The sequence below is a fragment of the Pantoea sp. C1E2 genome (assembly GCF_056491465.1).
The window spans coordinates 124,408-143,260 of the sequence record NZ_JBSZHT010000003.1; the positions used below are offsets into that span (position 1 = coordinate 124,408).

At 52.4% G+C, this 18,853-nt stretch carries 12 protein-coding genes and 3 pseudogenes; 8 read left to right on the forward strand and 7 right to left on the reverse strand.

Going from position 1 to position 18,853, the window contains the following annotated elements; all coding sequences use genetic code 11:
• The first annotated feature begins 1,241 nt into the window (after window positions 1-1,241).
• Both ACXI0A_RS21035 and ACXI0A_RS21040 read left to right on the forward strand, forming a co-directional pair.
• Complete coding sequence (locus ACXI0A_RS21035; RefSeq protein ID WP_476147330.1) at window positions 1,242-2,507, forward strand: DUF2254 family protein; 1,266 nt, start codon at window positions 1,242-1,244, stop codon at window positions 2,505-2,507.
• A 124-nt stretch (window positions 2,508-2,631) separates the two neighbouring features.
• Window positions 2,632-4,626 (forward strand): choline BCCT transporter BetT, encoded by a 1,995-nt coding sequence (locus ACXI0A_RS21040; RefSeq protein ID WP_476147329.1) that lies wholly within the window; start codon window positions 2,632-2,634, stop codon window positions 4,624-4,626.
• A 74-nt stretch (window positions 4,627-4,700) separates the two neighbouring features.
• Here the strand turns inward: ACXI0A_RS21040 and ACXI0A_RS21045 are convergent, their stop codons facing one another.
• Together ACXI0A_RS21045 and nhaA are read right to left on the reverse strand one after the other, a co-directional pair.
• Window positions 4,701-6,107, reverse strand: a complete 1,407-nt coding sequence (locus tag ACXI0A_RS21045; RefSeq protein WP_479410253.1) for a TrkH family potassium uptake protein — start codon at window positions 6,105-6,107, stop codon at window positions 4,701-4,703.
• A gap of 130 nt (window positions 6,108-6,237) precedes the next feature.
• A complete protein-coding gene (gene nhaA / locus ACXI0A_RS21050) occupies window positions 6,238-7,386 on the reverse strand; it encodes a Na+/H+ antiporter NhaA (protein ID WP_476147327.1) in 1,149 nt (382 codons plus the stop codon).
• Between the two features lie 469 nt (window positions 7,387-7,855).
• Between nhaA and ACXI0A_RS21055 the strand changes: the two genes are divergently transcribed.
• On the forward strand, window positions 7,856-8,917 hold the full coding sequence (locus tag ACXI0A_RS21055; RefSeq protein ID WP_476147350.1) for a mechanosensitive ion channel domain-containing protein: 1,062 nt from the start codon (window positions 7,856-7,858) through the stop codon (window positions 8,915-8,917).
• Between the two features lie 546 nt (window positions 8,918-9,463).
• Here the strand turns inward: ACXI0A_RS21055 and ACXI0A_RS21060 are convergent.
• From ACXI0A_RS21060 to ACXI0A_RS21070, 3 genes and pseudogenes are all read right to left on the reverse strand, one after another.
• Window positions 9,464-9,889 (reverse strand): annotated as a pseudogene (locus ACXI0A_RS21060) (outer membrane protein assembly factor BamB family protein); the annotation flags it as partial.
• A gap of 1,053 nt (window positions 9,890-10,942) precedes the next feature.
• Window positions 10,943-11,926 (reverse strand): SDR family oxidoreductase, encoded by a 984-nt coding sequence (locus ACXI0A_RS21065; RefSeq protein ID WP_476147326.1) that lies wholly within the window; start codon window positions 11,924-11,926, stop codon window positions 10,943-10,945.
• Between the two features lie 226 nt (window positions 11,927-12,152).
• A complete protein-coding gene (locus tag ACXI0A_RS21070; RefSeq protein ID WP_476147325.1) occupies window positions 12,153-12,902 on the reverse strand; it encodes a MauE/DoxX family redox-associated membrane protein in 750 nt (249 codons plus the stop codon).
• Between the two features lie 286 nt (window positions 12,903-13,188).
• On the opposite strand from ACXI0A_RS21070, the gene ACXI0A_RS21075 reads away from it, so the two are divergent.
• Window positions 13,189-14,400, forward strand: a complete 1,212-nt coding sequence (locus ACXI0A_RS21075) for an outer membrane protein assembly factor BamB family protein (RefSeq protein ID WP_476147324.1) — start codon at window positions 13,189-13,191, stop codon at window positions 14,398-14,400.
• Between the two features lie 102 nt (window positions 14,401-14,502).
• Here the strand turns inward: ACXI0A_RS21075 and ACXI0A_RS21080 are convergent, their stop codons facing one another.
• Complete coding sequence (locus ACXI0A_RS21080; RefSeq protein ID WP_476147323.1) at window positions 14,503-14,769, reverse strand: hypothetical protein; 267 nt, start codon at window positions 14,767-14,769, stop codon at window positions 14,503-14,505.
• 364 nt (window positions 14,770-15,133) lie between these two features.
• A complete protein-coding gene (locus ACXI0A_RS21085) occupies window positions 15,134-16,681 on the reverse strand; it encodes a diguanylate cyclase domain-containing protein (protein WP_476147322.1) in 1,548 nt (515 codons plus the stop codon).
• Between the two features lie 708 nt (window positions 16,682-17,389).
• Between ACXI0A_RS21085 and ACXI0A_RS21090 the strand changes: the two genes are divergently transcribed.
• From ACXI0A_RS21090 to ACXI0A_RS21105, 4 genes and pseudogenes are all read left to right on the forward strand, one after another.
• Window positions 17,390-17,602 carry a hypothetical protein gene (locus ACXI0A_RS21090; RefSeq protein ID WP_476147321.1) on the forward strand — a complete coding sequence of 71 codons (213 nt, stop codon included), beginning with the start codon at window positions 17,390-17,392 and terminating at the stop codon, window positions 17,600-17,602.
• A 130-nt stretch (window positions 17,603-17,732) separates the two neighbouring features.
• Window positions 17,733-17,951, forward strand: a pseudogene (locus ACXI0A_RS21095) (IS110 family transposase); the annotation flags it as partial.
• 349 nt (window positions 17,952-18,300) lie between these two features.
• Window positions 18,301-18,486, forward strand: a complete 186-nt coding sequence (locus ACXI0A_RS21100; RefSeq protein WP_476147320.1) for a KGG domain-containing protein — start codon at window positions 18,301-18,303, stop codon at window positions 18,484-18,486.
• Window positions 18,487-18,668: 182 nt separating this feature from the next.
• Window positions 18,669-18,827 (forward strand): annotated as a pseudogene (locus ACXI0A_RS21105) (ATP-binding protein); the annotation flags it as partial.
• Between the last annotated feature and the right edge of the window lie 26 nt (window positions 18,828-18,853).

Sequence of the window (18,853 nt, forward strand, 5' to 3'; positions counted from 1 at the left end):
GCAATCCTGATGTGAATCATCCTGAAACTCATCAATAAAAAGAAGCTTATAGTCGCGAGCTCTGTTTTTTAACTGATATTGAGTAATTATCTAAGGCTCTGAACTTAAACAGCAAAAAATCCTATTAGGAGGCTCGCTCTCCCTGATTTCAGGTGGCCATCCAGCTTAATCACCCTGCCCAAATACGGGCACGCCAACAAAGGTATACGTGCTGCAGGGACAGCCCCGGCTCGCGCTGAATATATTGTTTGCGTACGCTGGTTGTACGCAGCTTGTCAGCTGAGCCATGCGGTGGGGGATAAATGGTGCAATGGCAGGCATAATGTTATTGCTGGTGATGACATGGCCCCTGACTCCTGCAAGTTACGTAATTCCCGGTCTGGCTTTCTGTCTTTTATGCCTGCCGGGAAGATACCTTTCGGGCGCGGCGGAGAACGCGTTATAACTGTTGCTGGAGTTTATCGTGATGAGCTGGCTTAACATACCGCCGGTTATCAGTGGCTGGTGGGAAGATGCCCCGACCTGTGATGTGCTTCCCACGCTGCGGTTCCCCCTTCTGATTATTGTTAGCATATCAGCCTTGCCCGCGATTTCAGGGAAACGTATGTGGCCACGTCAGTTTTCCCACCATGCTTATGCCGAGCACCTGACGCTGCCTGGCGTACTGGGTGTCTTACCCTTCAGATTCTTAAGCCCCTGACTGTTACTGCGGTACGCAGAAGCCTGTTGATGGGCCTGTGCTTGAAATTTAATCGTGCTGAAAGGTTGTGCACATATCCCCCTGAAAAGGCCCCGTCTGAAGCAGAAAAGCCACCCGTTTCGTTCTATATTATAAGTTCACTCAGAACAGAATCATAATCACACTATGACTCATCGAAAATATGACCGAACAGGCCTGATTGGATGTGCCATCGGAACCGCTGTAATTGCCCTTGCTGCAAAAGGGCTCCCCATCAGCAGAGAACATATTCTTTATGAGCTTGAGCACATGAAGGCGTCAACAGGAGACTTGCCGGCTAAGGCGATTACGCAGGACGCCGCTAAGTTGCTGCGTGAAACACGCTGTGGCTGAAACGCAAAACTGACGTGCGCAGTATGTTCCGGTATACAACAGGCAATATGCTGCCTCGCTTGCCATCTACAACAGAGATTTAGGAACGAAGATAACGTTTCCACATGTGAGAAAGCACAGTCTTTATCTTCGGAAATTTTAAAGTTCTCCCAACACTCAGGATACAGGGATGTCAAAAACGCAGTGGATTTTGAGTCAGCTGACCCGACAGTTGTGGTTCCGAAGCACGCTTTTTGCTGTGCTTGCCGTGATAACCGCGCTGGTCGCCATCGCCATAAAATCTTTTATTCCTGAATCGGTATCCGGCATCATTGGTACCGATGCCGTGGACAAGATCCTCGGCATTCTTGCGTCCAGTATGCTGGCTGTTACCACTTTCTCTCTTAACATCATGGTGTCTGCGTATAACACAGCCAGCAGCAGCGTAACGCCGAGGGCGACCCGACTGCTTCTGGAAGACCGCACGACTCAGAACGTTCTCGCCACCTTTATAGGCTCCTTTCTTTACAGCCTTGTGGGAATCGTGGCGCTGGGTATGGGCGCATACGGTACCCAGGGGCGGGTTGTGCTTTTCTTTGTCACGCTGATGGTTATCGTCATGATTGTCATCACGCTGCTACGCTGGATACAGCATCTTGCGCAGTTCGGACGCATGGCGGAAACGTCCCAGCGTGTAGAAGACGCGACGGTGGTGGTGCTTACAGCCTGGATAAGGGATCCTTTCATGGGTTGCTCCCCCTGGCATGGCGAAGATGTTCGCAGCACCGATATCCCCGTGTATCCAGACTGCGTGGGATACCTGCAGCATGTCGATCTGCAACAACTTTCTGACTTTGCTGAAAAGCACAGCACCTGGTTGTACCTTAATGTTCAGCCCGGCGCCTTTGTCCATCTAACGTCGCCATTACTGTGGAGCCGGCAGGCATTGTCACCGGAGCAGTCATGTGAACTGAGAAAGGCTTTCACGGTGGGAGAGCAGCGATCGTTCGATCAGGATCCGCGATTTGGACTGAGCGTTCTGTCGGAAATCGCCTCGCGCGCGCTTTCACCCGCCGTAAACGATCCGGGAACGGCCATCGACATTATTGGCCGGGCCGTCAGGCTCTTCAGCCAGCCAGAAGAGGCAAAAAACGCTGATACGCCCTACTTCCGCCTTTTCCTGCGACAGGCTGAGGTCAGCGATCTGTTTGATGATATTTTTACGCCCATCGCCCGTGATGGAGCGGCCCTGGTTGAGGTACACATCCGGTTACAGAAGGCACTGATGGCGCTGGCGAATGTCAGACCCGAGCGTTACGGAAAGGATGCCAGGAGACATTCCAGACAGGCACTTGAACGCGCAAATCAGGTTCTGACTTACAGTGGTGATAAACAAATCCTGGAGAGTCTGGCGGGCGACTTTGCTGAATCGGCCACCGATAGCACCAGCGGTTAGCCCCTGCAGCAGGCCGGAAGAAAGAAAAGCATTGTTTGATTATTGTTCGTTAACTGGCGTGAGGGTTTTACTGTTCCATACTGATTGTTACATTTAGACTTCAATCACTTTGTACAGGAACGTTATGACCTCTCCAGAATCCGACCTGAAGGCTAAACGGAGCCATATCAATCCGCCGGTATTCTTCACATCCGCTGCGCTCATTTTTGTCCTGGTGGCTTTTGCCGCCCTTTTCCCGGAAAAGGCAGATATTCAGCTAAACGCACTGCAAAACGCGCTCTTTGCTAACGCCAGCTGGTTTTACATTCTTGCTGTTGCGCTGATTCTGCTGACGGTGGCGTATCTTGGGCTCTCCCGGTACGGAGATATAAAGCTCGGCCCCGATCACGCCGAACCCGATTTCAGCTATCACTCCTGGTTTGCCATGCTCTTTTCAGCCGGTATGGGCATCGGGCTCATGTTTTTTGGCGTGGCGGAACCCGTTATGCACTACATGGCGCCGCCTTCCGGGACGCCTGAAACGGTGCAGGCAGCAAAAGAAGCGCTGCGCATCACTTTCTTTCACTGGGGGCTTCATGCCTGGGCTATTTACGCCATTGTGGCGCTGATACTGGCCTTTTTCAGCTACCGCCACGGACTGCCACTGACGCTTCGTTCCGCTCTTTACCCACTTATCGGTGATCGGATTTACGGCTGGATGGGGCATGCAGTCGACATCTTTGCTGTGATCGGAACCGTGCTCGGCGTGGCGACGTCGCTGGGCTATGGAGTGTTGCAGGTGAACGCGGGACTGAATCACCTGTTTGGCCTGCCGGTGAATGAAACCATGCAGGTGATCCTGATTGTCGTCATCACGGCGCTAGCCACGCTCTCTGTGGTGTCTGGGCTTGATAAAGGCATTCGCATCCTCTCCGAGATTAACCTCAGCCTCGCGGTGCTACTGCTCATCCTCGTCGGTGCGCTCGGTCCAACGGTGCTGTTGCTGAAATCGTTTGTGGAAAACACCGGGGGTTATCTTTCAGAACTCGTGACGAAGACCTTTAACCTGTATGCCTATGAGCCTAAATCCAGCAAATGGCTGGGCGGCTGGACGCTGTTTTACTGGGGCTGGTGGCTTGCATGGTCTCCGTTTGTCGGGATGTTTATCGCGCGAGTATCACGTGGCCGAACCATACGGGAATTTGTCACCGGTGTATTGTTTGTGCCAGCGGGTTTTACGCTGCTGTGGATGACGTTTTTTGGCAACAGCGCCATATGGCTGATTATGCAGGAAGGAGCAAGAGACCTGGCGGAGACCGTCCAGTCTGATCAGACGCTGGCGTTGTTTAATTTTCTGGAGCATTTCCCGTTCAGCTCCGTCCTGTCGTTTATCGCCATGGCCATGGTTGTGGTGTTCTTTGTCACTTCTGCAGATTCTGGCGCTATGGTCGTGGACACGCTGGCCTCTGGCGGAACGGATCAGACACCGGTATGGCAGCGTATATTCTGGGCCGGGCTTATGGGCGTGGTGGCTGTAACGCTGTTACTTGCCGGTGGCATGAAGGCGCTTCAGACGGTGACTATCGCCAGCGCCCTTCCCTTCGCCGTTATCCTGTTGATGTCTATATATGGCCTCATGAAAGCACTTCGGGTGGATGCCTGGAAGCGTGACAGTAAGCAAATCGCGACGATAGCACCCACGGCTGCCCGCAACCCTATCCCCTGGCAGCGCCGGCTGCGTAACATCGCCTACTTCCCGAAGCGTTCACATGTGAAGCGTTTTATGGCTGAGGTTATCCATCCGGCAATGGAAATGGTTAAGCAGGAGCTGGCAAAACAAAATACCGTTTCGCACACGCTGACAGATGCCGATGATGGGCTGCACTTTGAAGTTGACCTTGGCAATGAGCTGAACTTTGTCTATCAGGTCCGGCTGCGCTCGTATATGCAGCCGGCCTTCGCGCTGGCGGGCATGTCCGACGCGGATCGGGATGAAGAGCACAGGTACTTCCGCGCCGAAGTCTATCTCAAGGAGGGCGGGCAGGATTACGACGTCATGGGCTGGACGCAGGAGCAGATCATTCACGACATTCTCGACCAATATGAGAAGCATTTGCACTTCCTGCATATTGTTCGCTAATCGAGAATGTTGACTATAAGAGGCGCAGAGCGCCTCTTTTTTGCGTATATCCCCCTGATGATTGACGAGGCATTTCAGGATCGCCAGAAAAAACGCGAGCACAGGATCAGCACCGGATAGATTTCCAGTCGCCCCATCAGCATCGCGGCACACATCAGGTATTTGGCGGTGTCGTTCAGCGTACCGAATGTTGATGCCGTTTCGCCGAAGCCAAGCCCCATATTGTTGATGCATGCAGCGACGGTGGCAAACGAGGTCAGAAGATCATAGACCATCATGTTCAGTAACCAGACAAGAATGACCGTCACCGAAATATACAGAAAGAAGAAGCTCCATACTGACCGGAGCACCCGGTCACTGACCACGCTATTGCCTACCCGGACACTGAGGATTGCGCGTGGATGCGCCAGCTGATGTACTTCATTTCGACTCTGAAGAAAAAGTACCAGGAACCGAAGTGCTTTAATACCACCGCAGGTTGAACCCACGCATCCGCCAAAAAAACTGGCGATTAACAGAAAGATGATGGTATGTGAGGGCCAGTTGGCATAGTCGGCCGTGGCCAGCCCGTTATCCGTTATCATTGAGCTGGTCAGGAAGAAGGCATGGGTCAGGCTGTCCGTAACGCTATACATGCCCGCATGCCAGATTTGCCAGGCGGTGATTAGCACGATAACCAACACAACCGTCATGAAAAAACGAAGCTCTGCATTGTTTCTGAAGGGATTTAGCGTCCGTTTTATCAGCGCCATATACCAGAGCGTGAAATTCAGCGCGGACAGCAGTGAAAACACTCCGCCAACCAACTCGGCAGCATGACTCTTATAGAAGCCGAGACTTTCACTGTGGGTGGAAAATCCTCCCAGTGAAACCGTTGATAACCCATGACATACAGCATCAAAAATCGGTAGCCCGGCGATCCAGTAAGCCATAGAGCAGCTGACACCCAGGGCGGTATAAACCAGCCAGAGGCTTTTAGCTGTGTCTGCAAGGCGGGGGGTGAGACGTTCTTCCCTGAACGGACCGGGCATTTCGGACTGATAAAGTTTCATTCCACCAATCCCCAGCAAGGGAAGTACCGCGACAGCAAGCACGATAACCCCCAGACCGCCAACAAAATTCAGCTGTGCACGGTACAGGAGATAAGCTTTCGGGAGCGAACTGACACTGTCAACAACAGTGGCTCCCGTCGTCGTAATGCCTGAAACGCCCTCAAACATCGCATCGGCGAAGCTGAAACCCAGCGAATCATTCAGCCAGAAGGGCATGGCACTGATGATCGAAAACAGCAACCAGAAAAGCACAATAATGATGAAACCATCCTGCGTGCGCAACTGCAATCCCGGAGAGCGGGTCATGGCCCACAGCCCCCCACCCCCGGTGAAGAAAAGTGCAAACGTTGATAAAAAATACAGGTAGCTTCGATCACGATTGAACAGAGCAATCAGAGCCGGCAGTAACATCGTGAGGCTATAAAGCATCACCAGAAAACCACAAAGGTGGATAATGACCCTCAGTCTGGATGGCGTGTGCTGAAAAAGGTTATTCAAGGGAACTCCCGAAACGCAGGAATGCAAGCGCATTACCTGCCAGACAGAGGCGACAGAACAATTATGCTACCTGCTCATTAACGCGACGTACTGTCGCCAGCTTCAGAAAAATCAGCCCTGCAATCGCTGACAATAATGACCCTGCCAGTACACCGATTTTAAGCTCACTTTGCAGGACGCTATCGCCCGGGAAAGCCAGACCTCCGATAAAAAGACTCATGGTAAACCCTATCCCGCATAGAATGGCTACACCATAAAACTGGACGGCTGTCGCCCCTTCAGGCAAACGAGCTATTCGTAACCTGATAAGTAACCATGAGACTGTGGCCACGCCCAATTGTTTACCTACAAACAGCCCCAGCGCGATTCCCACAGGAACGGGAGATAGCAGTTGTTCAGCAGTGATGCCCTTCAGATTCACACCGGCGTTAACAAAGCCAAACACCGGTACGATGATGAAAGCAACCCAGGGCGACAGCCTGACCTCAAGGCGGGTGAGTGGGGAAAATTGCGCACGAGCACTGGCGGAGTGCGGAATACAAAGCGCCAGAATGACACCTGCTACGGTGGCGTGAATGCCGGAATTATAAACGAAATACCATAATAAAATGCCGGTGAACAAATAAGCATACAGCGACTTCACGCCTGATTTATTCATGATGATCAGGCATAGCGTGACCATTGCAGCGCCTCCGAGCATCATCATACTGAGGCTGTGCGTGTAAAAGGCCGCGATAATGATCACCGCACCTAAGTCATCAATGATAGCCAGGGCTGTCAGAAACACTTTGAGAGAGGGGGGGACTCTGTCTCCCAGCATGGCGAGCACGCCCAGAGAAAAGGCGATGTCAGTGGCAGAAGGGATGGCCCACCCGTTCAGAGCCTGAGGACTACTATGATTAAAAAACATAAAGCAGGCCGCGGGAACCAGCATTCCTCCCAGTGCAGCTGCACCCGGAAGGACGCGTTGATCCCACTGCGAAAGCTTGCCCGACAGCAGTTCACGCTTAATTTCAAGGCCGACAAGTAAAAAGAAAACGCTCATCAGCACGTCATTGACCAGCTTTTCAGCCGGCCATCCTCCCACCGAAGCGTGGACCAGTTGATGATAGACACCTGCGGCGGCAGTGTTCTCCATGACGATTGCAGTAACCGAAAGCAGAATGAGCAATAAACCAGGCGCCAGCGGAGAATGGAGCAGTTTTTTCATAAAATGTCATCGTCCGAAAAATAAAAAGCGCACCTTACCATCTCTCCCGAGGCCCTGCCATCACTGCTAGAGTTGAGATTCAATGCCCGGTATTCGTCTTTTGAATAAGTTCTGTTTCGGTTCGGATCCCCATATCCATCATCAGATTGACTCTCAGAGAAATAAATCCGGATAACGCTTACCGCTCCTGTCATTCAGTATTGAACATTAAACTCCTATCCTGAGGAAAAATAACGAGCCCTAAACAGGTTATGTAAAGTCTGATTGGCACTCCCTTATAACATTAACTTTTAAACCTTCTCACTGGGGGATGGCTGCTGGTGCTTACTATTTTATTGAAAAATCATGATTTCTTGCTAGCCTTATTATGATTTGAAAAGTGCTGGAATTTTATGAGGAATACATGATTGAGAAAATAATATCTTATCAATATCTTCAGGATAAGTTGTTAAATCCTGATGTCTGGCTGATGGTTGCTACCATTCTGATTGGCACCATTGTTATTTATGGGATGCTCAGAAGTATTATCCAGTTTTGTTCACGTCGTATTTCGCGCTATTCGGAAGGCCGGAATATCAGGCTGGCTGGCGTCATTGTGGAGTTGCTCAATCATACCAGTCAGCTGTTACTGCTCATATTTTCATTTTTAATCTCCCTAAAATTTATCGATTTACCCGATACTTGGGAAAATGCCGTCGGTCACGGATGGTTCCTCGCACTGTTGTTCCAGCTTGCATTGTGGATTGACAGCGGTATTCGACTCTGGTTGCAGAGCCTGCTGCGCGATCCGATTCACATTCGCAATCCCGTTACGACCGTTATACTCGGCGTACTTCTCAGGATCATGCTGTGGGTCGTCACTTTTCTCGCCATATTGTCCAACATGGGCATTAATATTACCGCTCTGGTCGCAAGCCTGGGCGTCGGGGGGATTGCCATTGCGCTGGCCATACAGACGGTGCTCAGCGACGTCTTTGCCTCGCTGGCCATTGGTTTTGATAAGCATTTCGAACACGGTGATTTTATCGTCTTCGGCAACATTGCCGGAACTATCGAGCATATCGGCCTGAAAACCACCCGACTACGCAGCCTCAGCGGCGAGCAGGTCATCTGTTCTAACACCATCCTCCTGCAGCAGACGATCCACAACTATAAAAGAATGCAGCAGAGGCGTATCGTCTTTAAGTTCGGTATCAGCTATGAAACGCCGTCTGAAAAAGTACGTCAGGTTTCAGGGCTTGTGGGAGAGATCATCTCCTCTGTCGACGCTACCCGATTCGATCGCGCGCATTTTCTGGCGTTCGAAGATTCGAAGCTGACTTTTGAGGTGGTCTACTTCGTACTGGACGCTGATTACAACAAATACATGGACATCCAGCAGGAGATTAACCTGAACCTGATGGCTGCGCTTGAGGAAAGAGAAATCCGCTTTGCGTTCCCCGTACGGCATATTGAGTTACGCGGGGAAGGTTTTTCGTCATTACTTTCAGAAGATGATAGTTCGCGCGAGAAAAGCGCTGAGGCCAGCTGAATCCATACATTATGTAAGAGTGCCTGCCTGGGGCTGTTTTGTAAGAACAGGCACTCATCACCACATTCACCCTGTCGTTCAGGAATTGCAGAGCTCCAATGTGTTGCTGTACTTTTTATGTGAAGGAGGGTGGATTTGGAAAACGTTTCAATGGCGCAAAGTGATAGAGACTTCTTCTCAGGACGCATTTGGTACAAGGATTACTTTTCTGGCCACTTTTATCGCGATATCAAGCGCTACACTGAACTGTTCGTGCCTGCCGGGAAGAGGCATGGTTTCTCTATTTTGAAGATAGATCTGTTATCCGGCAGTTCTGCCTCATCAACTGTCGCGTGTTGTTTCTCATCTATTACTCCTTTCTGACTCTCTGCCATTGCCCTCACTGAAAACTGAACCTTATGTTCTGTTTTTTGAAGCTTGTGTTGTGTCGTCGTTACCATGAAAAAAGGGTTCATGATAAACATGAACCCTTTTTATCCAATCGACGGGGCGGCAACTGATTGTCAGCTGAACAACATCAGGTCGGATCCTGCGTTACTCTTAACGTCACTGGTTATTTTCTGGCAGCGCATAAACAACAACCTGATCGCCGACCTGATCTTTCAGGATGGTATTCCCGCCGGCTACAAACGCGACATACTCACGCCCCTTATACTCATAAACGGAGGGGTTCGCTACGGCTGGGGCTTCAGCCTGATCGGACCAGAGCTCTTTGCCGCTCGCCAGTGAGTAAGCCCGTACTTTTTCATCCATTGAGGCACCAATAAAGATCACGCCGCCTGCGGTAACTGCCGGGCCGCCAATGGTGGGGGACCCCCAGCTTTCCGGCATAAAGAAGCCATACTGCTGAGAAGCGCCAATGGGGCGTCGCCACTTCATGTCACCGGTGTGCATATCCAGCGCGACCAGCTCACCAAACGGCGGTTGCCAGCACGGCATGCCTAGCCAGTTACGTGCTACTATTTCCCGGACAAATACAGATGAGAGCCAAAAAGCTGAGCAATGCCGGCAGGTGCTGAAACCATTAGTCAGGCGGGGGTAAGTATAGGAGAGGCTAATTTGCCCGCAACGTGACTAACAAAGTTCTGAAATAACAGCAGGAGAGATATTTACCAGGCAATTCAGTGAAATATTGTGTATCTGTTAGATTGTAAGAGGATTTTTCGTCCTTGTCGGGGAAATGCCTCCAGTTAGTCACCATGTGTTTCAATAAAGACTTCGATAAGCTTTGCGTTGGATACATCAGTAACGGCCTTTGTCTTAATCCGTTATCGCGAGGGGCGCGTACATGTGGTACATGAATACAAGGGGAAACTTATACGGACGCCGCTGACGCTCCTCCTCCTCCGGTACCCCTGGCAGGTCAGTTGATCATGGAAAAAACTGCGTCCTTTACACGCCGCTTCGTAGTGCAAAACTGATGAGGGCACTGACAGCATTGGTGCTATAGCCTTTCCCCTGAATATTTCATGTGTTGTCCGCCTCTGCGAAGTATGAGCCTGAACGACCTGAATCAGTAAAGTGTAGTGTTTAATGTTTCCCTTTGTACCACTGCCATGCTGTGGCCGGAGGGTATGAGCTGGTATTAGTGCTTAAGGTTATAGTGACCACTTCGCAGTAACTTCGCGGCATCATGCACAACAGTCCTTGTCCTGAAATCGTCTGAGGCTGTTCCCATCAACTCGAGTTCATATAAAATATTGTCCCTGGTGATAGCTTAGCCCTTTGAGGTCAGCTGTATCACGGCCGCACCAATGGCGCAGCCAATCATGCCTGCTCTGCCGGATGTTTTCTCAGTCATGCCTTTTCAAGATAATCGATAAACAATGAAATAAGGTTAGAACGGAACGGCAAAAAATGCCCGACTTCTGGTGGACAATATGCCTCGGTCATCAGACGAATCAGACACCTGTTCGTCATCAACGTGATTTCGCCGCTGATGTCGGACCGGGTAAAGCGAAGGGAAATCTGATGCGATGCGTCCTGGCAGGCTCTGCTGCAGGTACTCTGGCCTGCCAGTTGTGATTATTTTCTCCTGCGCCACAGCAGCCCCGCTACGCCAAGCGCTGTGAAGGCCCACAGGGTATTACGGTGTCGCTCAGTAAACATCTGCCAGCTGCTGCTTTTCGCTTCATTATCAAACCGGCCTTCTGCCTCCCAGTGACCGTCAGGAGATTGAAAAAGATTGTCAGGCGCGTCCGGAGACAGGCGCTGGTTCGTTATCTGTCCGTTGTATCCCGCACGTGCAAGGTAACGATCGGCCAGACCGGGCGCAATGCGATTGGCCAGTATGGCTTTTACGGTTGAAAAGCCTACCCAGACCTCCCGTCTTTTATGCGTGGCCGCAAACCAGACGGCGCGCGCGGCCACTTCCGGCTGGAATACCGGCGCCACGGGACGGGCCTTCCGGTGCATTTTGTTTCTCGCCCAGTCAAACTGCGGCGTGTTCACGGCGGGCAGGTCCACCATGGTCAGCTGAATACTGAGCCCGTCATGAATAAGCTCCGAACGCAGTGAGTCAGTAAACCCTCTGATGGCGGATTTTGCACCGCAGTAGGCAGCCTGCAGCGGCACGGAACGGTGCGCCAGCGCAGACCCAACGTTGATAATCGTGCCCCGGTTACGTATGCGCATATGACGCAGGGCGGCCATCATGCCGTATACCTGCCCCAGATAGGTGACCTGCGTGGCCCGCTCGACTTCTGCCGGTTCGAGTCCCGAAACGGGTGAAAAAACCGTAGCCATTGCCACATTAACCCAGACGTCTACTGGACCGAGCTCGCGTTCAGTCTGGCTGGCCGCATCCGCTACCTGCTGTGCATTTGCAACATCCACGGCAATAGCAAGGGTCTGAACGGAATACTGCTCCCTGAATTCTCTGGCGGTATGTTGCAGCCGCGCTTCGTTACGTGACAGCAGCGCAACACTATATCCTTGACGGGCAAACTTTTCCGCCACGGTGCGTCCAATGCCGGCCCCGGCTCCGGTTATCACAGCAACTTTGCTCATTCCATTCTCCTGTTGGCAGTTAAGAGAATAAGCGTAGCAACTGAGATCTGTGAGACAGCGGTTACACATGACTATTCACTGAAGCTGACAGGATGAAACACTTCCGACGGTACCGTTAAAGTCCTGAACCTGCCAGCAGGTACAAAGGAAACGCAGTGATGTTGGCGAAGATACCCAACCTTCTGTCGCCGCGAAAGTCAGCCATTGTCAGAAAGTGGATGCCGGATCATATAAACAGCTTCACCAGTGTCCAGACGCCCATCGCCATCATCATCAGGTTCTCAGTCAGCGAGATGAACCCCAGCGGCACGTTACTGTCACCGCCCATGCAGGCACAGCGCAATTCGCGCTTATCGATATACACGGCTTTGATAACGGATACTGCCCCAACGGTGCCGATAAACAGCGCAACCGGCGCGGACACCAGAGGAAGTGCGCCCGCCGTCATCAGCAAGGCCGCCAGCGCCTCACCAAAAGGATACAGCCAGGCATAGGGCACCCATTGGCGCGCCAGCAGGTCATAGCCCAGGAACATGGTAGAAAAACTCTCCACGTCACGCAGTTTCAGCAGCGCCAGCATGCCCATACTGAAGGCAACAAACCACTCTGCGGCGCGCAGTGTCATTATCTGCCCAACAGAAGCAAACTGCGCGGCCATAGCCAGCAGAGCAGCCATGATGAAGACAACCGCCACCGGCTTGTAGGAGGTTTTATTCTTATCCGGCAGCGGATGATTGAAGAAGGCCCGAAGCTGGTCATAGCCGCCGATGCGCTTTCCGCCGATAAACGTCTGGGGCGTTGTTTTGACGTTATGCTTATCCCTGAAAGCATCGGTCTCCTCGCGGGTGGTCAGCCAGTGATCGTCAACTTCATAACCATAGTGCCGCAGCAGCCAGAGGGATTTCATCCCATACGGACAGACATGCTCTTTCATCACCATGCGATATATCGTTGCTTTTCGGGTTGTGTGCGCCAAAGTCTGCTCCCTGCCCCGGTAAGGGACGGTTATTGTCTCGTTAAGCGAACGGCTCATCCGTCCTGTCAGTGTTAACTATAGGAAAGATAAAAATGAGTCCGTTTTTTTCAGGTTCCTGGATATTCCGGTGAAGTCGTTTTTACGACGTGATAAATATTTTATTCCCACAGAAGTGCATTCCCTTTCGGCATCATCCCGGGCAGAGACATTCCCTTACGACCTCCCGGACGCCCGCCAATGTCCCGCTCAGGCTCGGGTAGACCTACACCCGCGGCACCCCTAACGGGTGGGGCGCCTATACGGCGACGCGAAACTGGGCCTCATCTATATCCCGCTGGGCAATGCCACTCCGGATTATTTCGGCGGCAACCGGCGGCCGTCTGATGAAAAATATTCCAGCTCTGTGGTGGCGCTGGACATACAGACCGGCGGGGAGCGCTGGCACTTCCAGACCGTTCATCATGACGTCTGGGACTTTGAGCTGCCGATCGGGCCGTCACTGGTGGATTTACTGGACCATCAGGGAGGCGTTATCCCCGCGCTGGTACAGACAACCAAAATGGGCCAGCTGTTTCTGCTGGATCGCCGGACGGGTAAACCGCTGGCGGACGTCCGTGAGCGCACGGTACCCACCTCGCCTTCGCTGCCCGGGGAGCATCTTTCCGCCACGCAGCCGGATTCCTCCGGTATGCCCGATCCCTCACCTCCGGACCTGAAAGAGACCGATATGTGGGGGACCACGCCCTTTGATCAGCTGTGGTGCCGTATCCAGTTTCACCGCTATCGATACCAGGGAAAATTTACGCCACCGGCTGAAGGCACCTCTATCGCCTATCCGGCCTTTTACGGGGTGATGGACTGGTACGGTGCCTCTGTTGATCCGCTGCACAACGTGCTTATCGCCAATACCAGCTATATCCCGTTCACCATGGAGATGATGACCCTCCGGGACTCCGTGGCAAAAGGACTGATGAAACCCTGGAAAGGCTGGCAGAGCGGCCAGCCCTATCCCAAACCGAAGGCATTTGCGGTGGGTCCTCAGTATGGCACCGGCTTGGCGGCGGTGGTGAAACCCTGGCTGACGGCGCTGGGTGCCCCCTGCAGCGCGCCGCCGTGGGGCAAAGTGTATGCCATTGACCTGGCAACCCGGAAGGTTATCTGGGAACGTCCGGCAGGAACCACAGGTGATATGAACGTCTTCGGGACGCACACCAATGCGCCCCTGCCCACCGGCATTTTCATGATGGGGGGCAATATTATCACCCGAAGCGGACTGATTTTCATGGGAGCCACGGCGGATGATTACCTGCGGGCCTTCGATGAGAAAAGCGGCAAAGAGCTGTGGCGCGCGCGTCTCCCCGCCGGGGGCCAGGCGACGCCGGTAACCTACCTGGGTAAAGACGGCAGGCAGTATGTGGTGATTGTCGCAGGCGGACACGGCGGCCTGGGCACGTGTTCCGGTGACGCCCTGATGGCCTGGGCGCTGCCCGGGAAATAATATATTTCTGAACGTCAGGGCCTGACGACGCGGGCCCTCACACCTCTGCAGACCTGGCGGCAGGTGAAGCGCTCATCCGGTTCATGACCGGCAGCGCAACAATCAGTGCAGCGTGACGCGGATAACAGGAAGAGCTGGTCCGTCATGGAGTGCCTGACTTGAAGGTGAAAGCTGAGGCAGGTACCGGCCCGCTTCCGTAATAGCCCGCTCACAGGCGGTTAACCGCGCTTCGTTTTGTTCATTCTCCGCCATGCGGCGCAACTGCGTGAGCAGGTTTGGCAGCGACACGGCAATTTTTTCATTAATCAGCGTCAGTGCAGCCTCTCCCAGCAGAAAGCTGAAAAGGTCTTCAGTGGGGGCAGTATACATTGTCTCATCCTGCTGTGAGTAAAGGGCCGGTCTCAGCCCTGAGTGTCATAAGTTGTCCGGTGTCGTCCCGGACTGCATCCTTCAGAAATAGCGATCCGCCAGCAGCGCCATCAGCAAAAAGCACAGGGCGGCTGCCAGCAGCCAAGCTTCAATGGGATTAAATCGGATGGTACCCCCGGTAAAGATGTGCCATACCTGCGCCAGTCAGTACCCGGACCGGGGTAATAGCGAAACTGCCGGACGGGGTTTCAGAACCTCTTTATATTTAAACTGCATATCGGATGCAACTTATTTAAAAGCGAAGCGTTTTCCAGAGATGATGACTTCTGAGCCTGCCAATGCGGTAGGTGGCCGTACTCACCGGTTACGTACATACCTGATTTCGCCCGCCAGCTTTGGCGCGATACAGCGCGGCGTCAGCCTGCATTATCAGCTGTTCAGAACCGATACGAGTCTGCGCGGTGGCGCAGCCTGCGCTCAGGGTCACCTTCAGGCCGGGTACGCCTGTTAAAACGTGCGGGATATTCAGCCGGGCGACGGCTTCAGTAGCACGGCGGGCCATGCTGACTGCCTGAGCTTCATCCGCCCCCGCCAGGATAATGGCAAACTCTTCCCCTCCATAGCGGGCAACCCTGTCAGTCCGGCGTTGCGTCATGCTGCTGAGGGTGGTGGCAATCTTTTTCAGACACTCATCACCCATAACATGCCCGTACTTATCGTTGTAGCGCTTAAAGTAGTCGACATCGATGAGAATAAGCGAAACCGGAAAGGTGTCTTTTTCCCCGGCATGCAGGGCATCATGCAGGGCATCATGCAGAGACAGGTCAAACAACCGCCGGTTGGCCAGTCCCGTCAAACTGTCGGTGTGGGCAAGACGGTCCAGGGAGTGATTTGCTGCCGCCAGTTCGCCCTGTAAGCCAATCAGCCGCTCCTGATAACGCTGGCTGAGGCGGGCCTGCCTTACGATGAAGAGGCCAAGTACCAGCACGGATATCAGCAGCGCAGAGCTGAGCGCCACATCCTGCAGATGGCTTCTCAGCCAGTGCCGGAACAGCGTGTGTTCATCATAGCCGGCGGCCACGACCAGCGGATAACGTTCGGCGCTGGCAAATCCAAAAATTCTCCGGCGTCCGTCCAGCGCCGCCGCCCACTCGCCGCTGCCGCGTTCGGCATTCAGCAGCATCTGCCGGAAAAGATGGCTGCCTGAAAGACTTTTTCCGATATAGCTGTCTGGCTTTGGCCGGGCATACAAAACGGTGCTGTCCGCGAGCATCAGTACGAGCACGTCATTCTTCCCCAGCTCATAATAGCTGTAAAAGCGCCGGAAATAGTCGACGCTGACGGTGGCCAGCAGTATGCCGCTGAAGCCATGTGCGGCATCACTGACACGAAGAGAAACAGGAATAACCAGATCGCCCGTGCTGCGACTGCGGATAACCGGTCCGATATGCACGCTGTCACGTATGCTGTCGCGATGGTAGCGAAAGTATTCCCGGTCAGAATTATTAATTCCTGCCGGGACGTGCCTGGCCGACGTCGCTATCCATTTCCCCTGTGCATCATAATAAAATAAGCCGTGTAACTGAGGCAGCCGGGTTTGCAGCGTCCGCATCGTCTGGCTCAGTGCGGTGGCGTTAGTCCCATCAAGGGGACTATTCTGCAGATCCCGCTGCATTTCTCTTAAGGCCAGCTCGGTCTGCAGCATTGTGTCCTGTGCCTGGCGCGCCTGCGAAAGCGACAGATTGACGGCCATATCCTCCGTCTGCTGAACGGTTCTGTGCCAGTCCTCATGCAACGTCCAGGCGGTCGACCCCGCCATGGCCACCACCAGAAGAACACAGAAAAGTAAGACACTTCGCACCAGCGAAGAATAAGGTTTGTTCAGGGGGAAGGTTTTACTGCTCAGCGACATAGCGGTACCTGTTCGAAGACTGATACTGAGTTAAGCACAGATTCAGCGTGACCATCCGCGAAATAAAGGCTGTCGCATGAACGAAATCAGCGAAACAGGAGACCAGGCTGGATGACCTCCGGTATTTGAAGGGTGAGCGGAAAGTAAATGTGGGTTTCAGTCAAAACTGCCAGGCAAAACAAGGCAGACCGGACAGCTCTGACTGACTGCATAGTATTAGGCTTTTTTAACTAATGAAACTGGACGCAAAATGAGCGGTAGTGTATTTTTCGCGCAGGAACAATGCTGGTTCCGGATTGATGGTGCAGCTTATACCACCCGGCGTCATCGCCGGGTTTTATTTTTTCATTGCCTTGAACACGCCGTACATTACTGAACCCGCCCTGCATGCTCAGACTGATGTCATGCCATGCATAATCTCAGCGGTATATTCTGTCCCCCCTCTTCTATTAAACGACACCTGAATGACCTGCCGCTTTTGCTCCTCTTCAGTAGTAAGGTACTCACCTTTAAGGTTAAAGCCTCGTTTCGCTAAGAAAGCGACCTGTGGCGTGAGCGGTCTCCGTTTTGCCCACACCCTTTCAGAAATGACTGGTCATCGCCTCATATCGGCAGTGATAAAGTCTTAATCAACTCGCAGTTCTTCAAAATCAGTGGATTATTCATTCTCGTTAACAGGTATAGATATACAAACAGAGAGGAACCGGTATGGATATCAATACGTCGCAAGTCACAGATGAAATCAACATGGCTATAGGGCGCGCGGTCTCTCATTTGATTGCTGCAGGTAAACGTGTTGAAAAAAACAGCATCCTTGAGCAACTGATCCAATTTGAAAAAGAAGCCGTTGATGGAAACAGGCAGGTTTACGCGACAGCCATTCACCTGGTGCTGGTCAGTTCCACCGAAGGTATTAACTGAACCGGCTTTAAACCTGACAGGGAGCGGTCAACACAGTCCTGCAGATTTCCGCTCATCGTTTATTGAAATCCCCAATGGTTATTGGGTTGTAAAGTGTGAAAACCTGCGCTGAAGCTAATGGAATGCACATCGCGCAATGGCCCTTACCGAGCAGCGTGTTGTGAGTATTGAGAACGCTATGCCGTTGACGACAGCCCCGGGTGTTATAGAGGCTAATGCTTTGTTGGCAACAGCGCTGGCGGCACAAATTAAAGTCGTAAATGAAATCATCAAAACCTATAACGAACGAATCGAAACGCTGTTTGACACTTTGCCAGATGCGGGGCTGTTTAAATCACTTCCGGGAGTCAGCGTGGGGTCTGATGGCAGTGAAAGAACAACAGAATTGACCGCCAGAGAAGCAATAAATTTCTCCCCGGAAAATCCTAATCAGGTGTGACCCCCCCCCGCCCTTCACAATAAGAATATTCTTAAACGAAAATTTTTAAAGTTATACCTCCGTCTAATACCTGTACAGATATCGTGTCGGACTTGTTGCTTTGTATAGATTTTAAATTTATAAATTTCATGAACACATTTTTTTTCTGATGCTTACGGAAGATCGCGGCTCAGAGTAAATATGGCGTAATGTGAATTTATGACCAGGCTTAAGCACAGACAGAAAATTTCATTTCTGCTGCAACTTTAAGGAATTTACTATGAGCGAGCGTCGTGGCGGTACAGGTAATTTCGCATCTAATCCCGAACGTGCGCGTGAGGCGGGTCGTAAAGGCGGTTTGGCAAGCAGTGGCAACTTCCGGAACGATCCGGAACGGGCCGTCGAGGCAGGCAGAAAAGGTGGAAAAATCAGCCGGCGTGGCAAGCCTGCCGTCGTCAGTGCTTAGTCGTCTGCTCGGCTACTGTCAGAGGCCCTTCTGATACAGATGATTTTAAAGGTATCAAAGCTGTCAGCAAAGGTTCATGCTTATTATTCCTCCCATTCCCCCGGCTCAGGGGTATCTATGCAATCTCACACGACTGAATCAGTCTGCGCGCTTACCGGTGCCAGTCTCCCAAATATCCGCCGCTGGCAACGGCGATCCTGGACCGTCTGCTGCACCACTCAACGACGCTGAACATAAAAGGAGAAAGCTACCGGTTGAAAGAGAAACGCAAGGCCGGGGTGCTGGCAAAAAGCGCAACGCCAATCAGTGATGATGAAATGGTGGAAAGCGGACAGCGTTAATGACCACAGCGGACAATGAAAATGGC